The organism is Ruegeria sp. I1 (assembly GCF_056532675.1).
Window position 1 is genome coordinate 176,484 of record NZ_JBQFNM010000002.1, and the last position, 24,783, is coordinate 201,266.

Consider the following 24,783-nt stretch of genomic DNA (forward strand, 5'->3'; position numbering starts at 1 on the left):
TCTAGCTGCAAATTCCTTCGATCTTGGCATCGCTCCACGGGATCGCGATGTCACGCTCTCGGCCTTCCTGGGGCAGGGGGGACAGGTCGAAATGCGCACCCAGCATCTTGTGTAGGCGCTTGGTGCGCTGTGCCTGTGGGTCCAACGACCGGCAACAGACATATTCCTCGACAATCGCGCCCTGCTGTTCATAGCCGTAAGATAGAAAGTCAGGCGAGGTATCCAGATCAAACAAATACGGGTCCTCGCGCCCGCCATGCTCTGCCGCCGCACGCAGCGGGTGATAGCCGGTGGTCTTGCGGTTCTGCCACTGCCAGACATGGGTCAGTTCATGCGCCAGCAGCATGGCCGCGATCAGATTCATCTGCTCGGGATAGTCTGACATGTAGTCTTCGAGGTACCAGTCACGCGCGAAATAAACCTTGTCGAATAAAGCAATTGCCGCAGGTTTCCCCGTTACCGGTCCGGGTTCGATCGGTGGAAGGATACGTTCGCGACAAGCCAAACGTGGGCGTGCTTCTCGGACATATGTGATTGGCAAAACGGGCGCACCTTCAACCAAGCGCACGCGATCCAGATTGAGTGTGTCGCCTTGTATCTCGTCAGCAAAATCGCGCTCTTGCTGTGTCAGCGGGCGTCCGCAGGTCGCAAGAGCCAGAAACACTAAAATCAATACACGCACACTCATGGGCAAAGCCTAGCCTGCCGCTTCGGTTGCGCAAGCCGTTTTCAAAGGCTCATCGCAAGAACGCGGCTGATTTCTGTTAGGGACCGGCCCGATTGATCCATCCAGGTGTTAAAGGCCTGTTGCACGGCGGCCATGGCTTTCTTGGATGTGGGGGCTTTTTCCACCACACTTTCGGCGATCAACCGTGCTGTCACGTCCTGTGACAGGATAAAGCTGTCGCGGCCTGCAAACCGCATTGCATATTGGGCGGACGCGCCGCCCAACCGGGATCCGCGTTGGCCCAACATGGCCAGAAGGCCGATATAGTCGGTCGAGGGCCATCCACCCAGAACCTCACCTGCGCCGCCCTGGTCGCGCAGTTCGAGCAAGAATGCCGCGTTGTCCCGGACAGTGGCGATCTTGGTTCCGTTGCGCACGATCCGAGTGTCCTGCAGCAGCGCGTCGAATTTCTCATCGTCCATAAAGGCGCAGCGACCCACATCGAACCCGTCAAAAGCGGTTTCGAATCCGTCCCATTTCGCCTCGATGACCTTCCAGTTGAACCCGGCCTGAAAGATGCATTTGGTCAGGATCGAGAGCCAGCGATCCTCGGGCATTGCCGCAAGTTCTTGCGGCGTTTTGGGCTTGCTGAGTTTGGCATTCAACGCCGCAGCCCCGCCATGGCGACCTGCCGATATCTCAAATATCTCATCAAATGAACGCATTGCTTTACCCTCCGCAGCGCCTGCTCGTGCCTTGATGCCAGATCGCTCGCTCAGTTGCCAAGCGCGATAGATGCGTGGCTTCTACTTTGGAAGGAGTGGTCGGAGCCCACAGAGCGTGCTATTTGAAGCGTTCTACCAGATTTGCGAGGGTCCCACTATGTTTCTGGCCTATGTAACCACCACAGATCGCGGCGCAACCGACCGGTTGCTCAGCGCGGTCGCGGAACACTTGTTGTCCTCGCGTGCGAAACTGGCAGGCGTTGTGCAAACCAACACCGAATGTACCGATAGCAGCCGGTGCGATATGGATGTCCGCGTTCTTCCCGCAGGCGACACGATCCGCATCTCGCAGTCTTTGGGTACGCAATCGCGCGGCTGCCGGCTGGACCCGGCGGCGCTTGAGCAGGCGGTTGGCTATGTCACTGCGTCGTTGGCGGACGCACCGCAGCTGTTGATTATCAACAAGTTCGGCAAACATGAGGCCGATGGCCGTGGCTTCCGCCCGGTGATTGCCGAAGCTCTGGCACAGGACATTCCTGTTCTGGTCGGCGTAAACGGATTGAATCGCGAAAAGTTTCTGGAATTCACAGGCGGTGAAGCCAAGCAACTCGCGCCCGATTTGACGGCTATTTCGGCATGGTTTGACCGCGTTGTGGCCGCGAGGGCGGATGCGGCTTAGCGGCAGCACATGCTAATCCTGTTGGTTGGGCAGCAAAACACGTTGTCTTCATGGTCTTGTCGCCGTAATGGTGGCTCCGGGCCCCGACCGGGCCTGACGCATCTTGCCCGCGTGGTGGAATGGTAGACACAAGAGACTTAAAATCTCTGGGCCGGAAGGCCGTGCCGGTTCGAGTCCGGCCGCGGGTACCAAGATACGTTTTGCAATCCGGAAAGCCGGTTGCAGATGGCTACACCTTCCAAAGTTCGCATGTTAGCTTTGCCCTGAAAAGTCAGGCAAAGGGGTGAATATGTCAGTCACTGTGAAAGAGATGATGGAGGCAGCCAATGCCGTCGTGCCGCGTGTGGATGCGGCGCAGGCCCAAGCATTGATCGAGCAGGGAGCGCTGCTGCTGGATATTCGCGGCGCGGAAGAGGTACAGAAAACAGGCCGCGCAGCCGGGGCACATCATATTCCACGCGGTATGCTGGAATTCCGCGCCGATGAAGCGCTGCAATCCCTTGATCCGCAGATGCGCAAGGATCGCGCAATTGTGATCTACTGTGCGTCCGGTGGTCGTGCAGCATTGGCAGGAAAACTGCTGCTCGATATGGGGTATGAACAGGTGTTCAATCTGGGTGGGCTGAGCGATTGGGTCAATGGCGGCGGAGAGGTCGTGGACGGCTGACAACCTGATCCAGATCAACGCCAAAGTTTGCGCGTTGATCTAACTTGGCATGACGTTCAACCAAATGGATCACATGTCATGTTTCGTCTTGCTGCGCTGCTTTATTCCATGATTGCCACCGCCCTCGCAGGGTCTGCGGTGATTGGTGTTTTATCGTTGGGCATGGTCTCGGTCATGGCGATTCTGTCAGCCGCCGCTGCGGGTGCGCTTGTCGCGCTTCCGGCGGCTTGGCTGATCGCCCGACGCTTGTACCAGGAGGCGGGCTAGTCAGGCGTTCAGGAATGTTCTGACCGCAGCCTCGAATTCTCGTGGTTTTTCAGCATGCAGCCAGTGGCCTGCGCCTGGGATTTTGGCAAAGCGTGCACCGGGAAACAGGCTGCGAATGTGGTCGCGGTGTTCAGGCAGAACATAGTCGGATGCTGCACCAGACAGAAACAGGGCGGACCCGCCCCAGGCGCCGCCTATTTCGGGAAATCCCATGATGTTTGGCATCTGATCGGCCAACACATCCAAATTCAGCAACCAGCGTTTTCCCGCAACATCCAGTGACTGCGTGAAAAAGCTTTGCAAAGCGCGTTCAACCCCCAACTCCGCCAGTTGCTGTTCGGCATCCGATCGGCGGTTGACCTGCGACATATCAACGGCGCGCATGGCTTCGATGAACTGAATCTGGCTGTGCCCATATGCGACCGGTGCGATATCGGCCACCACGAGTTTGCGCACCAGATCCCCATGCTGCAGCGTCAGGGCCATCGCGGCTTTACCCCCCATCGAGTGCCCCAGCACATCCACGGATCCGCCGATCTGCTTGATGACCTGAGCGATATCCCCTGCTAAAGCCGGATAGTCGTGTTGTGGGTCCCAAAGGCTGTGCGCATGGTTTCGCATATCCACCGCGATCACCTGCCGTTCATCCGATAGGCGACGTGCGATCACGCCCCAATTCCTGGCCGATCCATAAAGGCCATGAGCAATAACAAGAGGCGGTAGCGCAGTCGGATCGCCATGTACAATCGTGTTCAGCATATCCGCGTGATACAGGTGACCATTTGAAACAACCAGCCCCATTGTGGCGTGCCTTAACAGGAGCTAGTGTCGCGCGTCAGGAGAACGCGATGTCACAAGACGCTAAAATTCAGGATCGAATTGCTGAAACCGTTGCATTGCTGCGGGCCAAGCTGGGCGTGCGTGACAAAACGCTTCAGGCGTCGATTCGCCGGGCCAAACGCCACCTACCGCGCCGGGTGTTCAAACAGGCGATGGTTCTGGCCCGGGCCGAACAAATGTCAGCCCACCCTAAGCTGCGTTTGGTTCTGGATACGCCTGCTCTGACCAAAGCCGCTGATGAGGTTCAGACCCATCTTAGCGCCATCAATCTGGCCGACCGGCGATGGGGCTGGTTTCTGGGTATGCTGGGTGGACTGGCGTTTAACATGCTGGCCTTTGGGGCACTGCTTCTGGCGTTTCTGATGTGGCGTGGCTTGATCTGATCCACTCTTCTATCTTATGCGCTGTGAACGAGGTTCAAACCCCGAGGGCAGCATGACCACAAAATCTCAGCTCAGACGCGAACAGTTGCGCGAGAAACTGATCGAAGCGGCCGAGTTTCGCATTGACCGGGATGGGCTCAAGGACCTCAGGGCGCGGGACTTGTCCAAGGATGCAGGATGCGCGCTGGGTGCCATCTACAATGTGTTCGAGGATTTGAACGCCATTATCATGGCCGTCAACGGGCGCACTTTTCGACGGTTGGGGCAGGCGGTCGGATCCTCCTTTGATGGCAGCGAGCCGCCTGTTCAGCGCCTTGTTGTCATGAGCGTCGCGTATCTGAATTTTGCAGATCAGAACACAAACCTGTGGCGTGCGCTTTTTGATCTTCAAATGGCCGATGATGGCCCGGTGCCCGATTGGTATCGGGATGCGCTTCGCGGGCTTTTTGCGTACATCGCCGAACCTGTTGGCCAGCTTTTTCCTGATCTGGACAGGGTCGAGGCTGATCTGATGACACGCGCCTTATTTTCATCGGTGCATGGCATTGTAACCTTGGGGCTGGAAAACCGCATCTCGGGTGTCCCGCCCGAACAGATCGAACGGATGATCACGCAGGTTCTTTCACGAATTGGAAACAAATAGTTTCCTGAACGACGTTCATGAAATACTTGAACATCGTTCATTCGATTTCTATATCCGATTTGTGAACGATGTTCATATATCGGAGGAGCACATGTTCAGTACGTTGAAGACATTGATTAACGGGGCAAACGCCCGGGCCGAAGACCGCCTGCGCGACACCTATTCAATCGAATTGATCGATCAGAAAATCCGCGAGGCCGAGCAGAACCTGAAGGCCGCTAAACTGACCCTGGCCAGCATGATCCAGAAGCAGCGCAATGAGACGCGGCAGATCGACGGGCTAAAGACGCGGATTGACGACCTTATGAACCGGGCGCGTCAGGCATTGGCAGATGAGCGTCAGGATCTGGTGGAAAGTGCCGCTCAGGCGGTGGCTGATCTGGAAAATGAGCTGACGGTGCGGTCGCAAACCGTGGACCGGTTAGAGGCGCGCATTCTTCAGCTGCGCCATTCCGTACAGGCAGCCAGCCGTCGGATTTTGGATTTGAAACAAGGTGCAATATCCGCCCGCTCCGTTAAGCGAGAGCAGGGGCTGCAGAGGCGATTGAACCGGCATCTGGGCGGGGATAGCCCAATTGACGAAGCCGAAAGCCTGATCGAGCGTGTAATGCAGCAAGAAGATCCGTTTGAGCAATCCGAAATTCTAAGAGATATCGATGCGAGCCTGGATCACAGCACCATATCTACGCGGATGGAAGAGGCCGGCTATGGTCCGAGAACCCGTGCCACCGCCGACGATGTGCTGAACCGGCTTCGCACGCAGCAAGACAGCTAAACCCAATCTCAACTGAACAAGAATTTCTCACGGAGACTCACAATGAATACACGTAACGAAAATGGTTTGATCCTGATGCTGAACGGTGCAGGCGTTGTGGTGGCTTATGCTTTGCTTGCGATCTCGCTGTATCTGTCCACCGATGTACCGCTGGCCACAAAAGGGTATTGGGGCATGGGGATCGTTCTTCTGACGCTTAGCCTGATCAATGTGGTCAAATACCGCTTTGATGCTCGCACTGCGGAAGATCGGATCAATCGCATCGAAGAGGCGCGGAATGACAAGCTGCTGGAAGATGCGCTCAAGGATACCGACTCGGATATCTGACTCTAACCGCGCCTGGCCCACTACTTTCAGCGCAGACGATGCGCACAAAAGGGGCAGGAGAGCCCCGTGTCCGACAAAAAGCGGCGCCCGGATCATCGGGCGCCGTTTCTTAGATCAGAACCTGACTACAGATTTGGATAGATCGGGAATTTGGCGCAAAGATCCGCGACTTCGGCTTTGACTTTGGCCTCGACAGCTGCGTTGCCGTCTTCCCCATTGGCGGCCAAACCATCGACAACCTCGATGATCCAATCCGCGATCTGGCGGAATTCGACCTCGCCAAAGCCGCGCGTGGTGCCGGCGGGGGACCCCAGACGGATACCGCTGGTGATGGTTGGTTTCTCAGGGTCAAACGGTACGCCGTTCTTGTTGCAGGTGATATGCGCGCGGCCCAGGGCCTTTTCGGTCGCGTTGCCTTTGACGCCTTTGGGGCGCAGGTCGACCAGCACCACATGGGTGTCGGTGCCGTGGGTCACCGTGTCCAGGCCACCCTTGATCAGCTGATCCGACAGCGCCTGCGCGTTGGTCACGACCTGCTGGATGTAGCTTTTGAACTCGGGGCGCAGAGCCTCTCCGAACGCAACAGCCTTGCCCGCGATCACATGCATCAGCGGGCCGCCCTGAATTCCGGGGAAGATCGCCGAATTCACTTTCTTAGCGATATCTTCATCATTGGTCAGGATCATACCCCCACGCGGCCCACGCAGGGTCTTGTGGGTTGTCGTGGTCGCCACATGGGCGTGCGGGAACGGGCTGGGATGTTCACCTGCGGCCACCAGGCCGGCGAAATGCGCCATGTCCACGTGCAAGTAGGCCCCGACCATGTCGGCGATCTCGCGCATGCGGGCAAAGTCGATCTGACGCGGGATGGCCGAACCGCCTGCGATGATCAGCTTGGGGTTATGCTCCTTCGCCAGCGCCTCGACCTGATCGTAGTCCAGCATGTTGTCTTGCTGGCGCACGCCGTATTGTACAGCGTTGAACCACTTGCCCGACTGGTTCGGACGCGCACCGTGTGTCAGGTGACCCCCAGCATCGAGGCTCATGCCCAGAATGGTGTCGCCGGGCTGGATCAGGGCCTGAAACACGCCCTGGTTGGCCTGAGAGCCCGAGTTCGGCTGGACGTTAGCAAAGCCGCAACCAAACAGCTCTTTCGCGCGGTCGATGGCCAGGTTTTCGGCGATATCGACGAACTGGCAACCGCCATAGTAGCGACGGCCCGGATAGCCTTCGGCGTATTTGTTGGTCATCACCGAACCCTGCGCTTCCATCACGGCGGCAGAGACGATGTTCTCGGATGCGATCAACTCGATCTCGTCGCGCTGACGGCCCAACTCGGATGTGATCGAGCCGTACAGTTCGGGGTCACGGTCGGACAAGGACTGGGTGAAAAAACCCGTATCACGAATGTTGGCGTTCATTTGCGCTCCATAGAACAGGGGTGAATAGTTGCGGATTTCCTATAGGAAACCATTCTGATGCAAAAGCTATAAAGCGACGATTTGGCCCGCTGTGGCGTCAAGTCTGGCCTATTGAGGAAAGGTATGTTTGTTTCGGAACCAAATGTGCAGCACTGGAAACCGGACGTTATGAAAAAGAGAATCGCTTTTCTTGCCAGCGATGCCCAGATGGCGCAGGACGCCCGTGACCGCCTGATCAAGACTTATGGAAACGCCGCACCGCGCGATGCAGATGTCGTCGTCGCTCTGGGCGGGGATGGCTTTATGCTACGGACGGTGAAGAACCTGCAACATCTCGATACACCCGTTTACGGGATGAATCGCGGCACCATCGGCTTCTTGATGAATACCTATCACGAAGACGATCTGCTGGCCCGTCTTGCCGACGCGCAGGAAGAGGTCATCAATCCGTTGGCCATGCGCGCGATGGACCAATCGGGAAAGCTGCATCAGGCGCTGGCGATCAACGAGGTTTCATTGCTGCGGGCAGGGCCTCAGGCCGCGCGATTGAAGATCAGCGTCGATGGGCGTGAACGCATGGCAGAGCTTATGTGCGACGGGGCGCTTTTATCCACGCCTGCCGGATCAACGGCCTACAACTACTCGGCCCATGGGCCGATCCTGCCGATCGGGGCGGACGTTCTGGCTCTGACGCCCATCGCCGCCTTTCGCCCCCGCCGCTGGCGCGGGGCGCTGTTGCCCAAGATTGCGAAGGTGCGCTTTGACGTGCTGGATGCAGATAAACGCCCTGTGATGGCAGATGCGGATTCCGTCTCGTTTCCTGATATCGATTGGGTCGAGATCAGTTCCGAGCCCGCCATCAGACATCGTATTCTGTTTGATCCCGGCCATGGTCTTGAAGAGCGCCTGATCTCGGAGCAATTCACATAAATCGCGAATTTTTGAGATTTTTTTGACTTTGTGTGAAGCAGTTCACACGGGATTTCTTAACGGTTGGCTAATCTAAACGGGCTCGGAGATCACGCTATGGTGGGAGTGAGTGGCCACCAAACGGCGTTTTCGAATGATTGCGCAAATTTCGCGCTGGCGAGGGTGGGTGGTGCTACGCTCGTCATCAGATATCCGGGCACATTTAAGCAGCTGGGCCCCGGGCAAAATACCCCGGGGTCTATTTCTTTTCAAAGGCTTAAGTGCCGCCTGCCATCTTGTCCCAAAGTGGCAAACACATCTGCCCAACCCGCGCCTCAATCGCTGCGGCGGCATCTACGGCCAGGTCTTCGCGCCAACGACGTGCTGCGATTTGCACGTTGATGGGTTGTGGACCATTGGGCAGATCGGCGAGACGGGCAGGGACGCAGGCGGCGGGCAGGCCCAAAAAGTTCATCGCATAGGAATACACGGCGCAGCCTAGAACCTCATGCACACCTTCGGCCCCTTCGGTGTCACGATCAGGCTTGAAAAATGGTTGCGGCAGGAAGGGTGACAGGACCAAAGGATATTCCTGCAAGAACAGGGACCATTCGCGCGCATAGTGACTGCGTTTGGCCAACATCTTCAGCAACTCGGTTTCGACGATGGGCGGGAATTCCTGAAAATAGACATTAAAGATGTCCCGGATGGTCTGCGATCCGGCTGCCTCAACGTCGGATTTCATCAGAGTCAGCACCTCTCCCATCAGGGCGCGATACCCGATGCGCCCGCATTCAAACACATCGGGCGGATCGATCTCAACCACCTGGTAGCCTGCATCTAGCAAAGCATCTTTGGCCGTATCCAGCGCCTTTTCGACCTCTGCGTGCAGGGCATAGCCAAAGGTGTTTTTGGTAAACGCCACTTTGATTGGACCTTCCAAGGCTTCGCCGCGCCAGGGCATCGGCACGTGGAAGGGGTCCCGTGGGTCCGCGGCAATCAGACTTGGCATCGATAGATGCAGATCCGCCGCAGACCGGCTGAGCAGCCCCTGCACCGACATAGATTGCGCCAGCAATCCGCGCTCGGCCGTTTGGCTGGGGTTCCAAGCCGGCACACGGCCCAGGCCGGGTTTGACTGTGACAGCCCCGTTTGCAGCGGCCGGAAACCGCAGGCTGCCGCCAATATCGTTGCCATGGGCCAGCGCCCCGATGCCTGCCATCACCGCAGCACCTGCACCACCCGAGGACCCCCCGGCTGAGATATGGCGACCCCAAGGGTTATGCGTGCGGCCGTAAAGCGGGTTGTCGGTGTCGGCGCGAAACGAGAATTCAGGCGTGTTCGTGCGACCGATCACAATGGCTCCGGCCTTTTGCAGGTTCGACACAACCGGCGCGTCATCTGGCGCAATCACGTCTTTCAAGGCAACGACGCCGTTGGTTGTGGCGTGCCCTTTCTGATCGACATTCACTTTGATCGTGACGGGAACGCCGAACAGCGGGCCGGTATCTTCGCCGTTTGCGCGGGCCCGATCCAGGTCTTGGGCACGGTCCAGCGCCTCGGCGCTCAGGTCCTCGACCACCGCATTGAGGCTGGGATTGACCGCGTGCATCCGATCAATCGCGGCTTGTGTGGCGGACTCGGCACTCAAGTCGCCGCTGCGGGTCAGCTGTGTCAACTCGGCGGCGCTGAGACGCCAGATATCGGTGTGTGTCATGGGCCCTCACTGTCTGATCGTGACAGTAAGGGGCCTGTATCGGGTTGCAAGGGGGGCCGTGCAGGCCGCCCCGATCCTATTGAGCGTAACCGATGGTTTGCAGCGCCGTCTTGATCTCGTCCAGAATCGCCGGGTCGTCGATGGTTGCAGGCATCTTGTAGTCCTGCCCATCGGCAATCGAGACCATGGTACCGCGCAAGATCTTGCCCGAGCGTGTCTTGGGCAAACGATCCACTACAACCGCCAGCTTGAAGGCCGCCACGGGCCCGATCTTGTCGCGGACCATCTTGACGACTTCCTGAACCACATCGCCATGATCGCGCGTTGCGCCCGCATTTAAACACAGGAAACCCACCGGCATCTGGCCTTTCAACTGATCCGAAACACCGATCACCGCACATTCTGCGACGTCGGGATGGGCGGCCAGAACTTCCTCCATGCCGCCTGTCGACAGGCGATGACCGGCCACGTTGATCACATCATCGGTGCGCGCCATGATGTAAAGGTACCCATCCTCGTCGATCATGCCTGCGTCGCCGGTTTCATAGTAGCCGGGGAAATGCTCAAGATAGGATTTCTTGAACCGCGCCTCGGCGTTCCACAGCGTCGGCAGCGTACCAGGGGGCAGGGGCAGCTTTACTGCAATTGCCCCCAACTCACCCGGTTTCATCGGGTGGCCGCCTTCGTCAAGGATTTGGACATCATAACCGGGCATCGGCTTGGCCGGTGAGCCCAGCTTGATTGGAAGTTCCTCGATCCCTAGCGGATTGCCTGCGATGGTCCAGCCGGTTTCCGTCTGCCACCAATGATCGATCACTGGAACCTTAAGCGCGTCCTGCGCCCAAATGATTGTATCGGGATCGGCGCGCTCACCCGCCAAATAGAGGGCCCTCAAGCAGGACAGATCGTATGTCGAAAGCAGCTCACCCTTTGGGTCTTCGCGTTTGACAGCGCGGATCGCAGTCGGCGCAGTAAAAAAGCTGCGCACGTTGTGTTCCGAGATCACGCGCCAGAAGGTGCCCGCATCTGGTGTGCCGACGGGCTTACCCTCGAACACAATCGTAGTGTTCCCGTGGATCAGCGGGGCGTAGCAGATATAGGAATGCCCAACGACCCAGCCCACATCAGAGGCCGCCCAGAACACATCGCCGGGATCGACATTATAGATGTTCTTCATCGACCAGTTGAGCGCCACCAGATGCCCGGCTGTTGGGCGCACAACGCCTTTCGGTGCGCCTGTGGTACCCGAAGTGTAAAGGATATAGGCTGGATCATTGCCTGCCACAGGCACGCATTCAGCGGGTTCAACGCCATATTGGAAGCCGTGCCAGTTGAAATCGCGCCCTTCGATCAGTTGCGCAACCTCTTGCTCACGCTGAAGAATCACACAGAATTCAGGCTTGTGCTCGGCCAGTTCTATGGCCCCATCCAACAGCGGTTTGTAGTGTACAACACGGCCCGGTTCCAACCCGCAAGATGCGGCAATAATCGCCTTGGGTTTCGCGTCATCGATCCGCACCGCCAGTTCGTTGCTGGCAAATCCGCCGAAGACAACCGAGTGAACAGCGCCGAGCCGCGCGCAGGCCAGCATTGCTTCGAGCGCCTCTGGGATCATGGGCATGTAGATGATGACCCGGTCACCTTTCTCGACGCCTTTGGCGCGCAGAGCTCCGGCCAATGTGGCAACACGGTTGCGAAGTTCAACATATGAGATTTCGCGCTTGGTATGTGTGATCGGGCTGTCATAGATAATCGCAGCCTGTTCGCCGCGCCCGTTTTCGACATGGCGGTCAACAGCGTTCCAGCAAGTGTTGACCTGCGCATCGCTGAACCATTCGTAAAGAGGGGCGTTGTCGTCAAACAGCGCTTTGGTCGGAGGTTGGACCCAGTCGATCCCTTTTGCAGCGTCCATCCAGAACGCCTCGGGGTTGTTTTTCCAGCTGTCGTAAACGTCCTGATATGCCAATTCATCGTCCTCCCAAAGCAATGCGCTTGTTGTTAGGGACCGTCTGCATTTCAGACAAGCTGCGCAAGTGACGGCGCGTCAGTTTATCGCAAAATCTTTGCAGGAACGTTCAGAATTAGCTGCAAATTTTTGCAAACTCTCTAAAAAATTATGGCTCAGGTTTAGGAAAGTTCAGAATTGCAAATTTGCTAACTAGAAGCTGCAAAGGGCCGACTCGTTCTTTAGCTGTGCCGGCCCAGTTTGCGCCCAATTCACCCATATTGTGCGACCGGAGTACCGGCGATGGCGGCCATGTTAAGCAATCCGCGCGCAGTGATAGCCGGGGTAACGATATGTGCTTTGTTGCCCATGCCCATAAGTATTGGTCCGACCTCGATGCCGTTTGCCTTCATTTTCAGAACATTCCGAACCCCACTTGCAGCATCCGCATGTGCAAAAATCAGCACATTGGCGACACCATCCAGGCGCGAGTCGGGGAATATGCGGGACCGCAAATCCGGGTCCAGCGCGGTATCCAAGTTCATCTCACCCTCATAGATGAAATCCCTTGGTTTCTGGTCCAGTATCTCGATGGCCGCGCGCAGGCGCTTGCCGGACCCTTCCGCCTGATTGCCGAACTGCGATTGTGAGCAAAAGGCGATCTTGGGTTCAATACCAAAGCGGCGCACATGCCGGGCTGCCCCGATAGTTGCTTCGGCCAGTTCCTCAGGCGAGGGCAACTGACGCACATGAGTATCCGCGATGAATAGCGGGCCATCTTCAAGGATCATCAGAGACAATGCACCGTGAGGGTGTAGAGCAGCTGTGTTCAAAACCTGCTCGACGTAGTTCAGGTGCCAGCGGTATTCACCAAACGTGCCGCAAATCATACTGTCAGCTTCGCCTCTGTGCACCATGATCGCGCCGATGGCAGTGGTGTTGGTGCGCATGATGGCCTTGGCCAGATCGGGCGTCACCCCTTGGCGTTGCATGATTTTATGGTAGGAATTCCAATAGTCGTAATACCGCGGATCATTTTCAGGGTTTACGATCTGGCAGTCTTTGCCGGGTCGGATCGTAAGGCCCAGCCGCTCACAGCGTGCCTCAATCACTTCAGGGCGACCGATCAGGATCGGCGTTTCAGTGGTTTCTTCCAAAATAGCCTGAGCGGCGCGCAAGACACGCTCATCCTCGCCCTCGGCAAACACGATCCGACGTGAGGCAGCAGCGGCGGCCTCGAACACCGGTCGCATCAGCAAGGCGGATTTGAAGACGGTCTGGTTCAGCTTTTCCTTATAGGCATCCAGATCCTCGATCGGGCGCTTTGCCACCCCGCTGTCCATCGCAGCCTTGGCAACGGCGGACGACACAACGCCCACCAAGCGCGGGTCAAAGGGTTTGGGGATCAGGTAGTCGGGACCAAATGTTAGCTGTTCGCCCTTATAGGCTGCTGCGGCTTCGGCGCTTGTGGTGGCGCGGGCCATTTCGGCGATCCCGTCCACACAGGCGATCTGCATCTCATCATTGATTTCGGTCGCACCGACGTCCAACGCGCCGCGGAAGATAAATGGGAAACACAGGACATTATTGACCTGATTGGGAAAATCACTGCGACCCGTTGCGATGATCGCGTCAGGGGCCACCTCGCGCGCCGCTTGCGGCAGGATTTCAGGCGTCGGGTTGGCCAGAGCAAAGATGATCGGTTGTTTGGCCATTCTGTTGACCATCTCGGGCTTCAAAACATTGGGACCGCTGAGGCCAAGGAACAGGTCGGCACCGTCGATCACGTCATCCAGCGTGCGCAGTTCGGTCTTTTGTGCGAACTGGTCCTTGTGCGGATTCATATCCTCTTCGCGGCCCTCATAGACCAGACCGTGAATGTCGCAGAGCCAAATATTTTCCCGCTTAACACCGAGTTTGACCAGCATGCTGAGGCAGGCGATCCCGGCCGCCCCGCCACCTGTCGAGACGATCTTGATATCCTCAAAAGATTTGCCCGCCACATGCAGCGCGTTTTTGGCCGCTGCGCCAACAACAATGGCTGTTCCGTGCTGGTCGTCGTGAAACACGGGGATATTCATACGCTCGCGGCACAGTTTTTCGACAACAAAACAATCCGGGGCTTTGATGTCTTCCAGGTTGATGGCCCCAAAGGTGGGTTCCAGTGCGCAGACAATATCGGCCAGCTTTTCCGGGTCGGGTTGGTCCAGTTCGATATCGAAACAGTCAATGCCGGCGAACTTCTTAAACAGAACCGCTTTGCCCTCCATCACCGGCTTGGAGGCCAATGCGCCGATATTGCCAAGCCCCAGAACAGCCGTGCCATTTGACACAACGGCAACCAGATTGCCGCGCGCCGTATAGCGCTCGGCATTTGAGGCATCGGCTTTGATCTCAAGGCTGGCCTCTGCCACCCCCGGAGAATAGGCGCGCGCCAGATCGCGGCCATTGGCCATGGGTTTCGTTGCCCTGATCTCAAGCTTTCCGGGTTTCGGATAGGCATGATAGTCGAGTGCGGCTTGTCTTTGGCTGCTTGAGTCGGACATCAGCGATACGGCTCCGTTCTAGGATTTGGTTTAGTGTTAAACTATTCTTTTTGACTTGGCTATGCTGTGCCTACTGGGGCGCACAATTCGATATTCTGCATCGCGCGGTTGAAAGCTGTCATAATTTTTTTACATTACCCTTCACTCACACACCCAAGTCTACCGAACGAGCAGAACAAACGGGCATGACTTTCAAATCCGAGACACCGACCGGGGACTATGTGCCGGTAGCTTCGGTTGGCGTTCTACCAACCACGCTTCTGCTTGCTGCAGTCGGCCTATGCTGTGTAGCGCTACTTGCCGCCATTACGATATGGCCGATTGAGGCGTCAGCATTCAATCAAGAAGGTGGTGTGATCGAGACCGTCTCTGCTGCGGGCCTGTTTGTTGCAGGTATTGCGGCCTTCTATCGCTTTCCCGGTGTTCGGCGCCTTTATATCGGGCTTGTCTGTTTGTTGCTGGCTGAGCGCGAACTGGAGGCAAGTATCTATACTACAGGCAGCGTGCCGTTCGTGATCCTGGATGGTTTGGATATCATCTTGGATGTCATGTTGGTTCGGATTTTGCTCGCGGTTCTGGTGCTCGGCGGGATTGTGACGCACGGGATACCTTGCGGTTGGCGGGCACTGAAGCTACGGGCACCATTCCTGCTTGTCTTTGTTCTGGCAGGTACAGCCGCCGTTGTTGCACAGCTTCTGGAAGAAATTGCCGGGTTCTATGGTGCGAGCCTGTCGCTTACCATGGCCACACGCCTGTTCGTGTTGGAAGAAACGCTCGAGATGTTCTTTTCGATTGGCCTTTTGGCTTCGGTTCTGATCGGATGGCCGAAACTGCTGACCGAAGAGACCAAAGATGAGCCAAACCGCAACCCCATCGCCGATCCGCGCTGAAATCCGCCTGCCCACGCAGGAGTTGCGAGAGGATATCCCGTTCTACACCAAAGTGTTGGGGATGAAGATGGATATGATCTATCCAGCCGATGATCCTCGGGTCGGGGTGTTTTCCGGGCATGGGTTGCGGCTGCGGATTGAAAAGGATGCGCCGGAACCAGCGGGAACCCTGCGTATTCTAACGGACGACCCCGATGGCTTTGCCGAAGGCAAGCGCGCGCTGGTCGCGCCAAACGGCACACGCATTGAAATCGAAGAACTTGATCCGCCACTTGTGATGCCAGAAACGGTGCATTCCTTTGTGGTTCGAAGACTTAAGGATCAGGCTCCGTGGATCATTGGTCGGGCTGGCATGCACTACCGCGATCTGGTACCGGATCGCTTGGGCGGGTCCATCATCGCCAGTCATATCCGCATTCCCGACGGTGGTCCGGTGCCGGATATGGTGCATTTCCACAAGGTTGGGTTTCAGTTGATCTTCTGTATCCATGGCTGGGTCGATGTTGTTTATGAGGATCAGGGCGACAAGATGCGCCTGACTGCCGGGGATTGCTTTATCCAGCCGCCGGAAATCCGTCACCGCGTGCTGGAAGCCTCGGACAACGTGCAGGTGATCGAAATTGGCGTCCCAGCCGAGCACGTGACCGAGATTGATCATGAAATGACACTGCCGACCCCGCATTTGCGCCCGGACCGGGAATGGCAGGGTCAACGCTTTGTGTATAACAAGGCGCAGGACGCTGAATGGGTACCTTTCCGCCTGCCGGGTTATATCTGCCGCGACACGACGATTGCCGAGAACACCAAAGGTGTGGCCGGGGTGCAGGTCGTGCGCCGTGGGCAGGGTCAGCCCCTCTGGGCGAGCCACGACACCGATATCCACTTTACCTTCGTGATGGATGGAGAGGTCACATTGGAAGGGGAAGGGCGCGAGCCTTACCGGCTGGAGCAAGGTGATGCTTTCGTAATACCGCCGGGAATGCGGACCCGATTGTCTGATCCGTCCGACAATATCGAATTGCTTGAGGTCACCTTGCCGGGAACGTTCAATACGACACTGGATTAGTCAAAAAACAAACGCTCAGGGGTTCAACTTCCCCGGAGTTTTTCAGTAAGGTACGTTTTTCTGACCGGTTGATCAAAAATAGGGAATCGCCATGTCGCTCAAAGATGCCGCCCTGAAAGTCCGCGAAAACGCCCATGCGCCATATTCGAATTTTAAGGTGGGCGCGGCGGTCCTGTCTGGCTCGGGCGCGCTCTATGTCGGCTGCAATGTTGAGAATGTAGCCTATCCCGAAGGCACCTGTGCTGAGGCTGGGGCAATTGCCGCGATGGTTGCCGCAGGTGAGACCGAACTGGCCGAGGTCTATGTGGTCGCCCAAAGCCCGCAGCCGGTGCCGCCCTGCGGCGGGTGCCGCCAAAAGCTGGCCGAGTTTGGGGCCCGTGATATCAAAGTGACCCTGGCAACCACGGATGGTGTCGAGCTAGAGACAACTATCGGCGATCTTCTGCCCGGCGCGTTCGACGCTTCTCATATGCAGGACGTCTGACCAGATGGATGCCCGCTCGATCATCGCCAAGCTGCGTCGGACCGAGGTTCCATCGGCTCAGGAGCTGAACTGGTTCGCGCAAGGCCTCGCCGATGGTGCTGTTAGCGATGCGCAGGCGGGTGCCTTTGCGATGGCCGTCTGCATGGGCGGTCTGGGTGCCCGGGGTCGCGCTGATCTGACCGTAGCAATGCGCGATAGCGGCGATGTGCTAAGCTGGGATGTCGATGGTCCGGTGATCGACAAACACTCAACCGGTGGTGTGGGCGATTGCGTCAGTCTGGTGCTTGCACCGGCATTGGCGGAGTGCGGGGCCTATGTCCCGATGATTTCGGGGCGCGGTTTGGGCCATACGGGGGGCACGCTGGACAAGTTGGAAGCGATACCTGGCGTCACCACACAGATCGGGCAGGACCGACTGACTCAGATTTTGCAAGACACAGGTGCCGCAATTGTCGGTGCGACGGGGCACATCGCGCCCGCAGATAAACGACTTTATGCCGTCCGTGATGTGACTGCGACGGTAGAAAGCCTTGATCTGATCACCGCTTCGATTCTGTCCAAGAAATTGGCGGCCAGCCCGGTTGCCTTGGTGTTGGACGTCAAGGTTGGCAGCGGCGCGTTTATGAAAACGATTGAAGAGGCGCGCAAGCTGGCCACCGCCCTGACCGAAACTGCCAATGCCGCAGGGTGCCGGACCTCCGCCGTGATTACGGACATGAACCAGCCTTTGGCCCCGTCATTGGGCAATGCGCTTGAAGTGGCTGAAGTGATGAAAGTTCTGACCGGCGATGCCGCTTCGCCTTTGGCCGAGATTTCTGCGGAACTGGGCGGTGTATTGTTGGCGGATGCAGGGATGTGCGAAACCGCCGAGCAAGGTCGCGAAAAGATCGCCGATATCATCCGCGATGGCCGCGCGGCTGAGCGGTTTTGTCGTATGATGGCAGCAGTAGGAGGCCCGGTGCGGTTCGTCGACACATGGTCGCGTTTCCTACCCGAGGCCAGCGTCATCCGCGAAGTTCCGGCACCGAAGGACGGATACATCTCGGCTATTGATGGAGAGGCTTTGGGCCTTGCAGTTGTCGCTCTGGGCGGTGGCCGTCAGGTCGAAAGCGATGTGATCGACCCTGCCGTTGGCCTGTCAAACATCATGCGTTTGGGCGACAAAGTGACGAAAGGCACCCCGCTTGTCGCCATTCATGCAGCCCGAGAGGATGCAGCCCGGCAAGCTACCGAGCGTGTTCTGGCGGCTATTCAGATCGAAGACGCACCAACCGCCCCACCCGATCTTGTGCACGAAAGGATCACGGCATGAGCCGGGCGTTTCTGGTCGTTATGGATTCGGTTGGCATCGGTGGCGCACCCGATGCCGAGAAATTCTTCAATGGCGACGTGCCAGATACCGGTGCAAATACGGTGGCGCATATCGCCCAGGCTTGTGCGCAAGGTCTGGCTGAAGATGGGCGCAGCGGGCCATTGAACGTGCCAAATCTGGATGCGCTGGGATTGGGTGCTGCGGTACATCTGGCTTCGGGCGATGCAACACCGGGTTTGGACGCGCACCCGATCGGCCTGTGGGGTTGCGCGCGAGAGCTTTCACCGGGCAAGGACACACCCTCAGGCCATTGGGAACTCGCCGGCCTGCCGGTCCCTTGGGATTGGCATTTCTTCCCGGATACGCAACCGGCCTTTCCGCCTGATCTCAGCCGCGCCGCCGCCGAGGCCGCAGGGACCGAGGGTATTCTGGGCGATTGCCATGCCTCAGGAACCGCGATCATTGCGGATTTGGGGGCCGAGCATATGCGGAGCGGTTGGCCGATCTGCTACACCTCGGCCGACAGCGTGTTCCAGATCGCCGCGCATGAAGTAAGCTTTGGCCTGGATCGTCTGTTGGACATGTGTAAGGCGCTTGCGCCGCGCCTGCATGAAATGAAAGTGGGGCGGGTTATCGCGCGACCATTTGTCGGTTCCCCCGAAGATGGATTCACACGCACCACAAATCGTAAGGATTTCGCGATCCTGCCGCCTGCGCCAGTGCTGACCAATTGGGTGCAGGATGCGGGTCGCCGTGTGCACGCGGTTGGCAAAATCGGTGACATCTTTTCGATGCAGGGGATCGATACGCTGTGCAAAGGGTCGGATGCGGACCTGATGGGGCATTTGTCGGATCTGGTGGACGAAGCCGAAGAGGCTAGTCTGACCTTCGCCAATTTTGTCGAGTTCGACAGCCTGTATGGTCACCGCCGAGACATCAGCGGCTATGCACGGGCGCTGGAATGGTTCGACCGCGAGATTGGCACAATCCTGCAAAAGCTGCGCCCGGGTGATCTACTGCTGCTGACTGCGGATCACGGCAATGATCCAAGTTGGATCGGCACAGACCACACTCGGGAACAGGTTCCGGTGCTTGTTGCCGGGGCAGGTGCGGGTCAGATCGGCCAAATCAGTTTCGCTGATGTCGCCGCCAGCATCGCCCATCATCTGAACGTACCGCCGCAAGGGCCGGGAAAGAGCTTTCTATGACTGTCGCTGACCTGCCAAAGATCGAGTTACACCTGCATCACGAAGGTGCCGCCCCGCCTGCTTTTATCCGGCAGCTGGCGCATGAAAAACGCATCGACCTGAGCGGTATTTTCAAACCCGATGGCAGCTATGATTTTCGGGACTTCGCCCATTTCCTGAGTGTTTATGAAGCGGCCTGTGAGGTCCTGAAAACGCCCGAGGACTTTCGCCGCCTGACGCTGGCGATCCTCGAAGAAAGCGCGGCAAATGGGGTGGTTTATTCAGAAACTTTCCTCAGTCCCGATTTCTGTGGGGGTGGTGATCTTCACGCTTGGCGCGACTATCTGACAGCCATTCAGGACGCATCAGATGAGGCCGAGCGCAAGTTTGGCATCACCCTGCGCGGGGTGGTCACCTGTGTGCGCCATTTCGGACCCGACAAGGCCAAGCGCAGCGCGTATTGCGCGGCGGAAACCGCTGGCGATTGGATCACCGGCTTTGGAATGGGTGGCAACGAATCCGTAGGCACTCAGGGTGATTTCAAATGGGCCTTCGATTGTGCGGGTGAGGCGGGTCTACGCTTGACCACGCATGCGGGCGAATTCGGCGGGCCCCAGAGCGTCCGCGATGCGGTGCGGGACCTTGGTGTCGAGCGCATTGGCCATGGCGTGCGTGCTATCGAAGACCCTGATCTGGTTCACGAATTGGTGGATCGGGGTATCACGCTTGAGGTCTGCCCCGGATCGAATGTGGTGCTGGGTCTGTTCCCGGACTTCGCTGCACACCCGATTGCGCGCTTGCGCAATGCAGGTGTGAACGTCACCGTGTCTACAGACGACCCGCCGTTTTTTCACACGACCATGCGGCGCGAATATGAGATGCTGAACGCAGCGTTTGGTTGGGGCGCCGATGATTTCGCCGCCTTGAACGAAACCGCCCTGAACGCCGCGTTTTGCGATGAAGACACCCGCGCGCGGGTCAAGAAAAGACTGGAGACCACATGAGCGATCACCTGACCATCGTCGACCACCCACTGGTGCAACACAAACTGACGCTCATGCGGGACAAGGGCACCTCGACCGCGGTGTTCCGGCAGTTGCTGCGCGAAATCACCTTGTTGTTGGCCTATGAGGTCACGCGAGAGCTTAAGCTGACCACCCGCCATATCGAAACACCGATGGAGGAGATGGACGCCCCCATTCTGGCTGGAAAGAAGCTGGCGCTGGTTTCGATCTTGCGCGCGGGCAATGGGATGCTGGATGGGGTCCTGGAGCTGATCCCGTCGGCCCGCGTCGGGTTTGTGGGTCTTTACCGGGATGAAGAGACGTTGAAGCCCGTGCAATACTACTTCAAAGCACCTGAAGGCCTGAAGGATCGTCTGGTCATCGCGGTGGACCCGATGTTGGCCACAGGCAATAGCTCTGCCGCTGCGATTGATCTACTGAAAGAGGCCGGTGCCACGGATATCCGTTTCCTTTGCCTGCTGGCTGCACCGGAAGGCGTTGCGCGTATGAAAGAAGCACATCCCGACGTGCATATCGTAACCGCCGCGCTGGATCGTGAGCTGAATTCCAAAGGCTATATCATGCCCGGACTTGGGGACGCCGGGGACCGGATGTTCGGAACCAAATAGTCGCGCTTATCCGCCGCAGATGTTTTGAAGCTGGACCCAATCGCGGTCCGGCAACACCTGTTCCAATGTTCGTCCAGCCATCGGGTCTGCCTCGATCAGCCCCAACACCGTTTCGCCGGTAATGTCGCGCGCATAAGCGTAGGGGGTCGAGGGCAGGGCGGCTTGTGCGAACATCGCCAACAAATCCTCGTCCCTCACCGAAGGGCGCGGTTCAGACAGAACCTGTTCGGTATAAGTATCGACGATCTGCGGTGTCAGACCTCCGGTCGTCAGAAGACGAAAGGCCGAGGTTGCACCGGTGCGGTCCAGCAAATCATCCAGCGGGTCCTGCTGCGCTGAACGGGAACGCTCGGCGATGATGTATCCGGCGGCCACGGCAGGATCCTCATGATCTTCGACCAGGGATCGGTTCAGCAGAACGGTGCCGCCTGGCAGGCTCAGGCTGTCCTGAACACCGGCGGGCAGAATGATGATTTGGCGCACTCCGGTCCGTTTGGCCAGACGATCCAGCGAGGCCTGCGCATCGCGTGAGGCACAAGCGCGGCCCGAGACGCGCTCGATCCGTTTCAGGATTGTCTCTCCGATCTCCTGACGTTTAACCTCGGGCACGACCGAGACAACATGGCTTTGCAACGCGCCTGGCAACCAAAGCAACATTACCGCAAGAACGGCCGCAACAACCCCACCAACGCTCAGCCAACGCAACCGCCCAGGATGCGGGCGGGCCCGGTCGATGGCGCGTTGCAGCCGGTCGATGGCTTCAAGCATCGTTTTTTCGCTCTCGGCCAGTTCCAGCGTTTCATCCGGGTCGCCATCAGGGTTGAATATCGCCGGATATGTCCCAGGGTTCTGCCGCTCCAATGCCGCCAATGACCAATGGGTCAAGGCGCGATCATTGAAATCCGAGATCGTCAGCGTCGCCTCTCCGATCGACACGACAACTTCGCGCCGCTGCTCATCGGGCGAAGGGCGCCACAGACCGGTGGCTTCGATCCGCTGGTACTGTTTCAGGGCCGTCATCTGGGTTGGGTCTGCTCGAAATTTGTTTTGCCACAGCATAACACGCGGCGAAGGCACGGCGCAAACGTGTTGCGCCTGCACGTTCAATTGTGCTGGATGGCGGGGCATGGAACGGGATCGTCAAAAATATGCAGGCAGGGAAAAGAAACGCACCGGTACTGGCCGCTGCCCTCATGCTGGGGGCGATGGCGATCATCGGGGTCATCGACAATGTGGTGATCCTGTTGGCCGACACAATCGGCCTGTGGCAGTTTCACCTAAGCCGCGCTCTTTTGATGCTGCCGCTGATTGCGGGCTTGTCCCTGATCGGGTTTGGCACGCTTAGGCCCAAGCGCTGGGGGCCTGTCATATTGCGCAGCGTCCTGATCACATTTGCCATGTTGTTTTATTTTGGTTCTCTGGCATTGATGCCAATCGCCCAAGCCCTGGCCGGGCTTTTCAGCGCCCCGATATTTGTGCTGCTGATAACGGCGCTGGGATTGAAGCAACCCATCGGACCTTGGCGCATCGGGGCTGTGTCGATCGGTTTTGTCGGTATCCTGTGTGTGCTCCAGCCCAGCCCGACGGATTTTGACGTAAGGACCCTGCTGCCCATTCTGGGTGGGTTGCTTTATGCGCTCAGCTCGATCACCACGCGGCAATTGTGCTCCGAAGAAAGCACCTTGGCATTGCTGGCCAATATGGTGATCACGCTGGGGCTGGCGGGCGCCATCGGCATGGCGTTCTTGACGGCCTTTCCGGTTGCCACACCTGAAGGTGCCGAAGGGTTCGTCACCCGCGGCGCTGTCAGAGAGTTCCAGCCTGCCATCCCATGGTTGTTGGTGCAGGCTATAGGGTCGACTGTTGCCGTGTTCATGCTGATCAAAGCCTATCAGGTGGGTGAGCCGTCTTTTGTGGCGGTGTTTGAATACTCGGTGATGGTGTTCGGTCCGCTGTTTGCCTGGGTCGCATTGGGGCAATCGATTGGCGCAATGCAGGTCGTCGGGATCGGGTTGATTGCCTCAGCAGGGGTTCTGTTGGGGTGGCGATCCAGCCGCATGCAGGCCGAGCAGGAGATCGCATGATCATCTCGACCGGGCGCCGATATGTGTTTGTGCATATGCCCAAGACCGGGGGAACCTCTCTTGCGCTGGCACTGGAGCAGCGGGCGATGAAGGACGATATCCTGCTTGGAGATACACCAAAGGCCATCAAACGCAGACGTCGGGCAAAGTCGCTAAACGCGCGGGGGCGGCTATGGAAGCACTCTACCTTGGCCGATATCGACGGGGTTTTGTCGACGCAGGCTATCGAGGACATGTTTGTCTTCACCTTGGTCCGCAATCCGTGGGATCGGATTGTCAGCTACTACCATTGGCTGCGGACACAGAGTTTTGATCACCCGGACGTCGCCCGCGCGCAAGAGCTGGATTTTGAGGGTTTCGTGTTGCACCCTGCCACGCTCAGAACCTTTCACCACAACCCGGCCCGCTCATATGTCACCATGTCCAATGGGATCGAGAAATGTGACGCCTTCATCCGCCTTGAGTATTTCCGAGATGATGCGCAGTGCTTGGTCGATCATCTTGGGTTTGAACTGACTTTGCCGCATCTCAACAAGTCTGAGCGGGACCGCGATTACCGCCAGTATTATGTGGCGAAGACGCGCGAAGCGGTGGCACGGGCCTGTGCAGAAGATATTCAGAGATTCGGATATCAGTTCGATGGCTTTGTATAGCGGGCGTTTCCAAACCTGAACCAAAGGCGATGTCAGAGCCGATTTTGTGTAAGAAATCCGCGCGGAATCCGCCTTAAATGGCCCAAATTGGGCGCAAATATGTCAGAAATAAGTCGCTCTGACATTTTCCGTGCTACCCATAATGCAGTGTTGGTTTGTGCCAAAGGGGGTAGGGCACGTGTTAGAAGTAGTGAGTTTTTCTGAGTTCTCGGATCAGCCTGTTGAGGCTGATCACAACAACCTTGATCAGGCCGTAAACGCCCGCCGTGGGGGCCTGTTGCATGGTACCAAGGTTGCGACCACAAGCGGTTGGAAACTGATCGAACGCATCGCTGTAGGCGATTTGGTCCGAACGCTGGACAACGGGTTTCGCGAAGTGCGTCGGGTTTCGACCTGTTGCGTCGTCATTCCTGCCGATGAGACCCGCGCCGATTATGTGCCTATCTTTGTTCCCGCGCGTGCAGCCTATAACGGTCGGCCTGTCTGGTTGATGCCTGAACAGGGTATGGCCATTGATCTTGCCAAGCTTGATCCGGAGGCGGATGGCGTATCAGTTATTCCCGCACGACTGTTGAATGGCTCCTGCCGGATGTCGTCACAGGTACCGGGGTCATCGTTTCAGGTGACCACGCTGTTCTTTGACACGGATGAGGTGATCTTTATCGAAGGCGGCTTGCAGGCCTATTGCCCGGCAGGGCGTTTCGGCATGGGCGCGGCACGAGAGCAAGCGCCCTATCAGGTCGCTGAAGATGCAGCGGCTGCGGCGCTGATCGCTTCGATTGCCGTCAGAGGAGACGTTTCGGTTCTGGCGAACCCGTTGGGTGCTTTGCCTGCGCCAATCCCGCAGGACCCGATTTTCCCGATCCGCCCGCCTGCAGGGCTGCGGCGCCCGGGTCGCCCGGGTAGACCGAATTCACCGGTTCTGTTCTTGCGGTCCGAATGGCGGATTTAATCCAGCGCTAA

26 protein-coding genes and 1 tRNA gene are annotated in these 24,783 nt (G+C 57.8%); 19 read left to right on the forward strand and 8 right to left on the reverse strand.

Translation table 11 applies throughout. The features are described from left to right. Position 1: 1 nt before the first annotated feature. Positions 2–688, reverse strand: a complete 687-nt coding sequence (locus ACR0DH_RS04670; RefSeq protein ID WP_480547493.1) for a hypothetical protein — start codon at positions 686–688, stop codon at positions 2–4. A gap of 41 nt (positions 689–729) precedes the next feature. Next, positions 730–1,392: a DNA-3-methyladenine glycosylase I gene (locus ACR0DH_RS04675; protein WP_480540500.1), complete on the reverse strand. Its 663-nt coding sequence runs from the start codon at positions 1,390–1,392 to the stop codon at positions 730–732. 157 nt (positions 1,393–1,549) lie between these two features. Here ACR0DH_RS04675 and ACR0DH_RS04680 point away from each other — a divergent pair, with 157 nt between their 5' ends. From ACR0DH_RS04680 to ACR0DH_RS04695, 4 genes are all read left to right on the forward strand, one after another. After that, complete coding sequence (locus ACR0DH_RS04680) at positions 1,550–2,071, forward strand: DUF2478 domain-containing protein (RefSeq protein WP_480547495.1); 522 nt, start codon at positions 1,550–1,552, stop codon at positions 2,069–2,071. A 105-nt stretch (positions 2,072–2,176) separates the two neighbouring features. Further along, positions 2,177–2,262, forward strand: a tRNA-Leu gene (locus tag ACR0DH_RS04685). Positions 2,263–2,360: 98 nt separating this feature from the next. Further along, positions 2,361–2,738 carry a rhodanese-like domain-containing protein gene (locus tag ACR0DH_RS04690; RefSeq protein ID WP_480540504.1) on the forward strand — a complete coding sequence of 126 codons (378 nt, stop codon included), beginning with the start codon at positions 2,361–2,363 and terminating at the stop codon, positions 2,736–2,738. A 78-nt stretch (positions 2,739–2,816) separates the two neighbouring features. Further along, entirely contained in the window at positions 2,817–3,005 is a 189-nt protein-coding gene (locus tag ACR0DH_RS04695) for a hypothetical protein (RefSeq protein ID WP_480547497.1), read from the forward strand. Here ACR0DH_RS04695 and ACR0DH_RS04700 read toward each other — a convergent pair whose 3' ends face one another. Continuing rightward, positions 3,006–3,806 carry an alpha/beta fold hydrolase gene (locus ACR0DH_RS04700; RefSeq protein ID WP_480547499.1) on the reverse strand — a complete coding sequence of 267 codons (801 nt, stop codon included), beginning with the start codon at positions 3,804–3,806 and terminating at the stop codon, positions 3,006–3,008. A gap of 47 nt (positions 3,807–3,853) precedes the next feature. On the opposite strand from ACR0DH_RS04700, the gene ACR0DH_RS04705 reads away from it, so the two are divergent. The 4 genes from ACR0DH_RS04705 (at position 3,854) to ACR0DH_RS04720 (ending at position 5,973) form a co-directional block, all read left to right on the forward strand. After that, positions 3,854–4,228 (forward strand): hypothetical protein, encoded by a 375-nt coding sequence (locus ACR0DH_RS04705; RefSeq protein WP_480547501.1) that lies wholly within the window; start codon positions 3,854–3,856, stop codon positions 4,226–4,228. Positions 4,229–4,280: 52 nt separating this feature from the next. After that, positions 4,281–4,871, forward strand: a complete 591-nt coding sequence (locus tag ACR0DH_RS04710) for a TetR/AcrR family transcriptional regulator (RefSeq protein ID WP_480547503.1) — start codon at positions 4,281–4,283, stop codon at positions 4,869–4,871. A 91-nt stretch (positions 4,872–4,962) separates the two neighbouring features. Next, positions 4,963–5,646 (forward strand): PspA/IM30 family protein, encoded by a 684-nt coding sequence (locus ACR0DH_RS04715; protein WP_480547505.1) that lies wholly within the window; start codon positions 4,963–4,965, stop codon positions 5,644–5,646. 42 nt (positions 5,647–5,688) lie between these two features. Then, positions 5,689–5,973, forward strand: a complete 285-nt coding sequence (locus tag ACR0DH_RS04720) for a hypothetical protein (RefSeq protein WP_170531961.1) — start codon at positions 5,689–5,691, stop codon at positions 5,971–5,973. A gap of 125 nt (positions 5,974–6,098) precedes the next feature. Here ACR0DH_RS04720 and glyA read toward each other — a convergent pair whose 3' ends face one another. Beyond that, positions 6,099–7,394, reverse strand: a complete 1,296-nt coding sequence (gene glyA / locus ACR0DH_RS04725; protein WP_480547507.1) for a serine hydroxymethyltransferase — start codon at positions 7,392–7,394, stop codon at positions 6,099–6,101. Between the two features lie 168 nt (positions 7,395–7,562). On the opposite strand from glyA, the gene ACR0DH_RS04730 reads away from it, so the two are divergent. Then, positions 7,563–8,324, forward strand: coding sequence for an NAD kinase (locus ACR0DH_RS04730; protein ID WP_480547509.1), 762 nt, complete (start codon positions 7,563–7,565; stop codon positions 8,322–8,324). Positions 8,325–8,580: 256 nt separating this feature from the next. Here the strand turns inward: ACR0DH_RS04730 and ACR0DH_RS04735 are convergent, their stop codons facing one another. From ACR0DH_RS04735 to ACR0DH_RS04745, 3 genes are all read right to left on the reverse strand, one after another. Continuing rightward, complete coding sequence (locus tag ACR0DH_RS04735) at positions 8,581–10,020, reverse strand: amidase family protein (protein WP_480547511.1); 1,440 nt, start codon at positions 10,018–10,020, stop codon at positions 8,581–8,583. Positions 10,021–10,096: 76 nt separating this feature from the next. Beyond that, positions 10,097–11,986 carry a propionate-CoA ligase PrpE gene (gene prpE / locus ACR0DH_RS04740; protein ID WP_480547513.1) on the reverse strand — a complete coding sequence of 630 codons (1,890 nt, stop codon included), beginning with the start codon at positions 11,984–11,986 and terminating at the stop codon, positions 10,097–10,099. 251 nt (positions 11,987–12,237) lie between these two features. Next, entirely contained in the window at positions 12,238–14,511 is a 2,274-nt protein-coding gene (locus ACR0DH_RS04745) for an NADP-dependent malic enzyme (protein ID WP_480547515.1), read from the reverse strand. A 185-nt stretch (positions 14,512–14,696) separates the two neighbouring features. Here ACR0DH_RS04745 and ACR0DH_RS04750 point away from each other — a divergent pair, with 185 nt between their 5' ends. The 7 genes from ACR0DH_RS04750 (at position 14,697) to upp (ending at position 21,083) form a co-directional block, all read left to right on the forward strand. Continuing rightward, complete coding sequence (locus ACR0DH_RS04750; RefSeq protein WP_480547517.1) at positions 14,697–15,401, forward strand: hypothetical protein; 705 nt, start codon at positions 14,697–14,699, stop codon at positions 15,399–15,401. Next, the gene (locus ACR0DH_RS04755; protein ID WP_480547519.1) at positions 15,364–16,467 is read left to right on the forward strand and encodes a cupin domain-containing protein; all 1,104 of its coding nucleotides are present in this window, start codon (positions 15,364–15,366) and stop codon (positions 16,465–16,467) included. Before ACR0DH_RS04750 ends, ACR0DH_RS04755 begins: the two co-directional genes overlap by 38 nt. A gap of 91 nt (positions 16,468–16,558) precedes the next feature. Continuing rightward, on the forward strand, positions 16,559–16,951 hold the full coding sequence (locus ACR0DH_RS04760) for a cytidine deaminase (protein ID WP_480547521.1): 393 nt from the start codon (positions 16,559–16,561) through the stop codon (positions 16,949–16,951). A 4-nt stretch (positions 16,952–16,955) separates the two neighbouring features. Further along, positions 16,956–18,263, forward strand: coding sequence for a thymidine phosphorylase (locus ACR0DH_RS04765; protein WP_480547523.1), 1,308 nt, complete (start codon positions 16,956–16,958; stop codon positions 18,261–18,263). Beyond that, the gene (locus ACR0DH_RS04770) at positions 18,260–19,471 is read left to right on the forward strand and encodes a phosphopentomutase (RefSeq protein ID WP_480547525.1); all 1,212 of its coding nucleotides are present in this window, start codon (positions 18,260–18,262) and stop codon (positions 19,469–19,471) included. The genes ACR0DH_RS04765 and ACR0DH_RS04770 overlap by 4 nt, the downstream gene beginning before the upstream one ends. Next, positions 19,468–20,454, forward strand: a complete 987-nt coding sequence (locus ACR0DH_RS04775; RefSeq protein WP_480547527.1) for an adenosine deaminase — start codon at positions 19,468–19,470, stop codon at positions 20,452–20,454. The genes ACR0DH_RS04770 and ACR0DH_RS04775 overlap by 4 nt, the downstream gene beginning before the upstream one ends. Next, positions 20,451–21,083, forward strand: a complete 633-nt coding sequence (gene upp / locus ACR0DH_RS04780; protein WP_170531985.1) for a uracil phosphoribosyltransferase — start codon at positions 20,451–20,453, stop codon at positions 21,081–21,083. The genes ACR0DH_RS04775 and upp overlap by 4 nt, the downstream gene beginning before the upstream one ends. A gap of 6 nt (positions 21,084–21,089) precedes the next feature. Here upp and ACR0DH_RS04785 read toward each other — a convergent pair whose 3' ends face one another. Further along, the gene (locus ACR0DH_RS04785; protein WP_480547529.1) at positions 21,090–22,103 is read right to left on the reverse strand and encodes a hypothetical protein; all 1,014 of its coding nucleotides are present in this window, start codon (positions 22,101–22,103) and stop codon (positions 21,090–21,092) included. A 128-nt stretch (positions 22,104–22,231) separates the two neighbouring features. On the opposite strand from ACR0DH_RS04785, the gene ACR0DH_RS04790 reads away from it, so the two are divergent. From ACR0DH_RS04790 to ACR0DH_RS04800, 3 genes are all read left to right on the forward strand, one after another. Beyond that, positions 22,232–23,167, forward strand: a complete 936-nt coding sequence (locus tag ACR0DH_RS04790) for a DMT family transporter (RefSeq protein ID WP_480547531.1) — start codon at positions 22,232–22,234, stop codon at positions 23,165–23,167. Next, a complete protein-coding gene (locus ACR0DH_RS04795) occupies positions 23,164–23,820 on the forward strand; it encodes a sulfotransferase family 2 domain-containing protein (RefSeq protein ID WP_480547533.1) in 657 nt (218 codons plus the stop codon). The genes ACR0DH_RS04790 and ACR0DH_RS04795 overlap by 4 nt, the downstream gene beginning before the upstream one ends. A gap of 178 nt (positions 23,821–23,998) precedes the next feature. Then, positions 23,999–24,772, forward strand: coding sequence for a Hint domain-containing protein (locus ACR0DH_RS04800; RefSeq protein ID WP_480540539.1), 774 nt, complete (start codon positions 23,999–24,001; stop codon positions 24,770–24,772). Positions 24,773–24,783 lie beyond the last annotated feature (11 nt).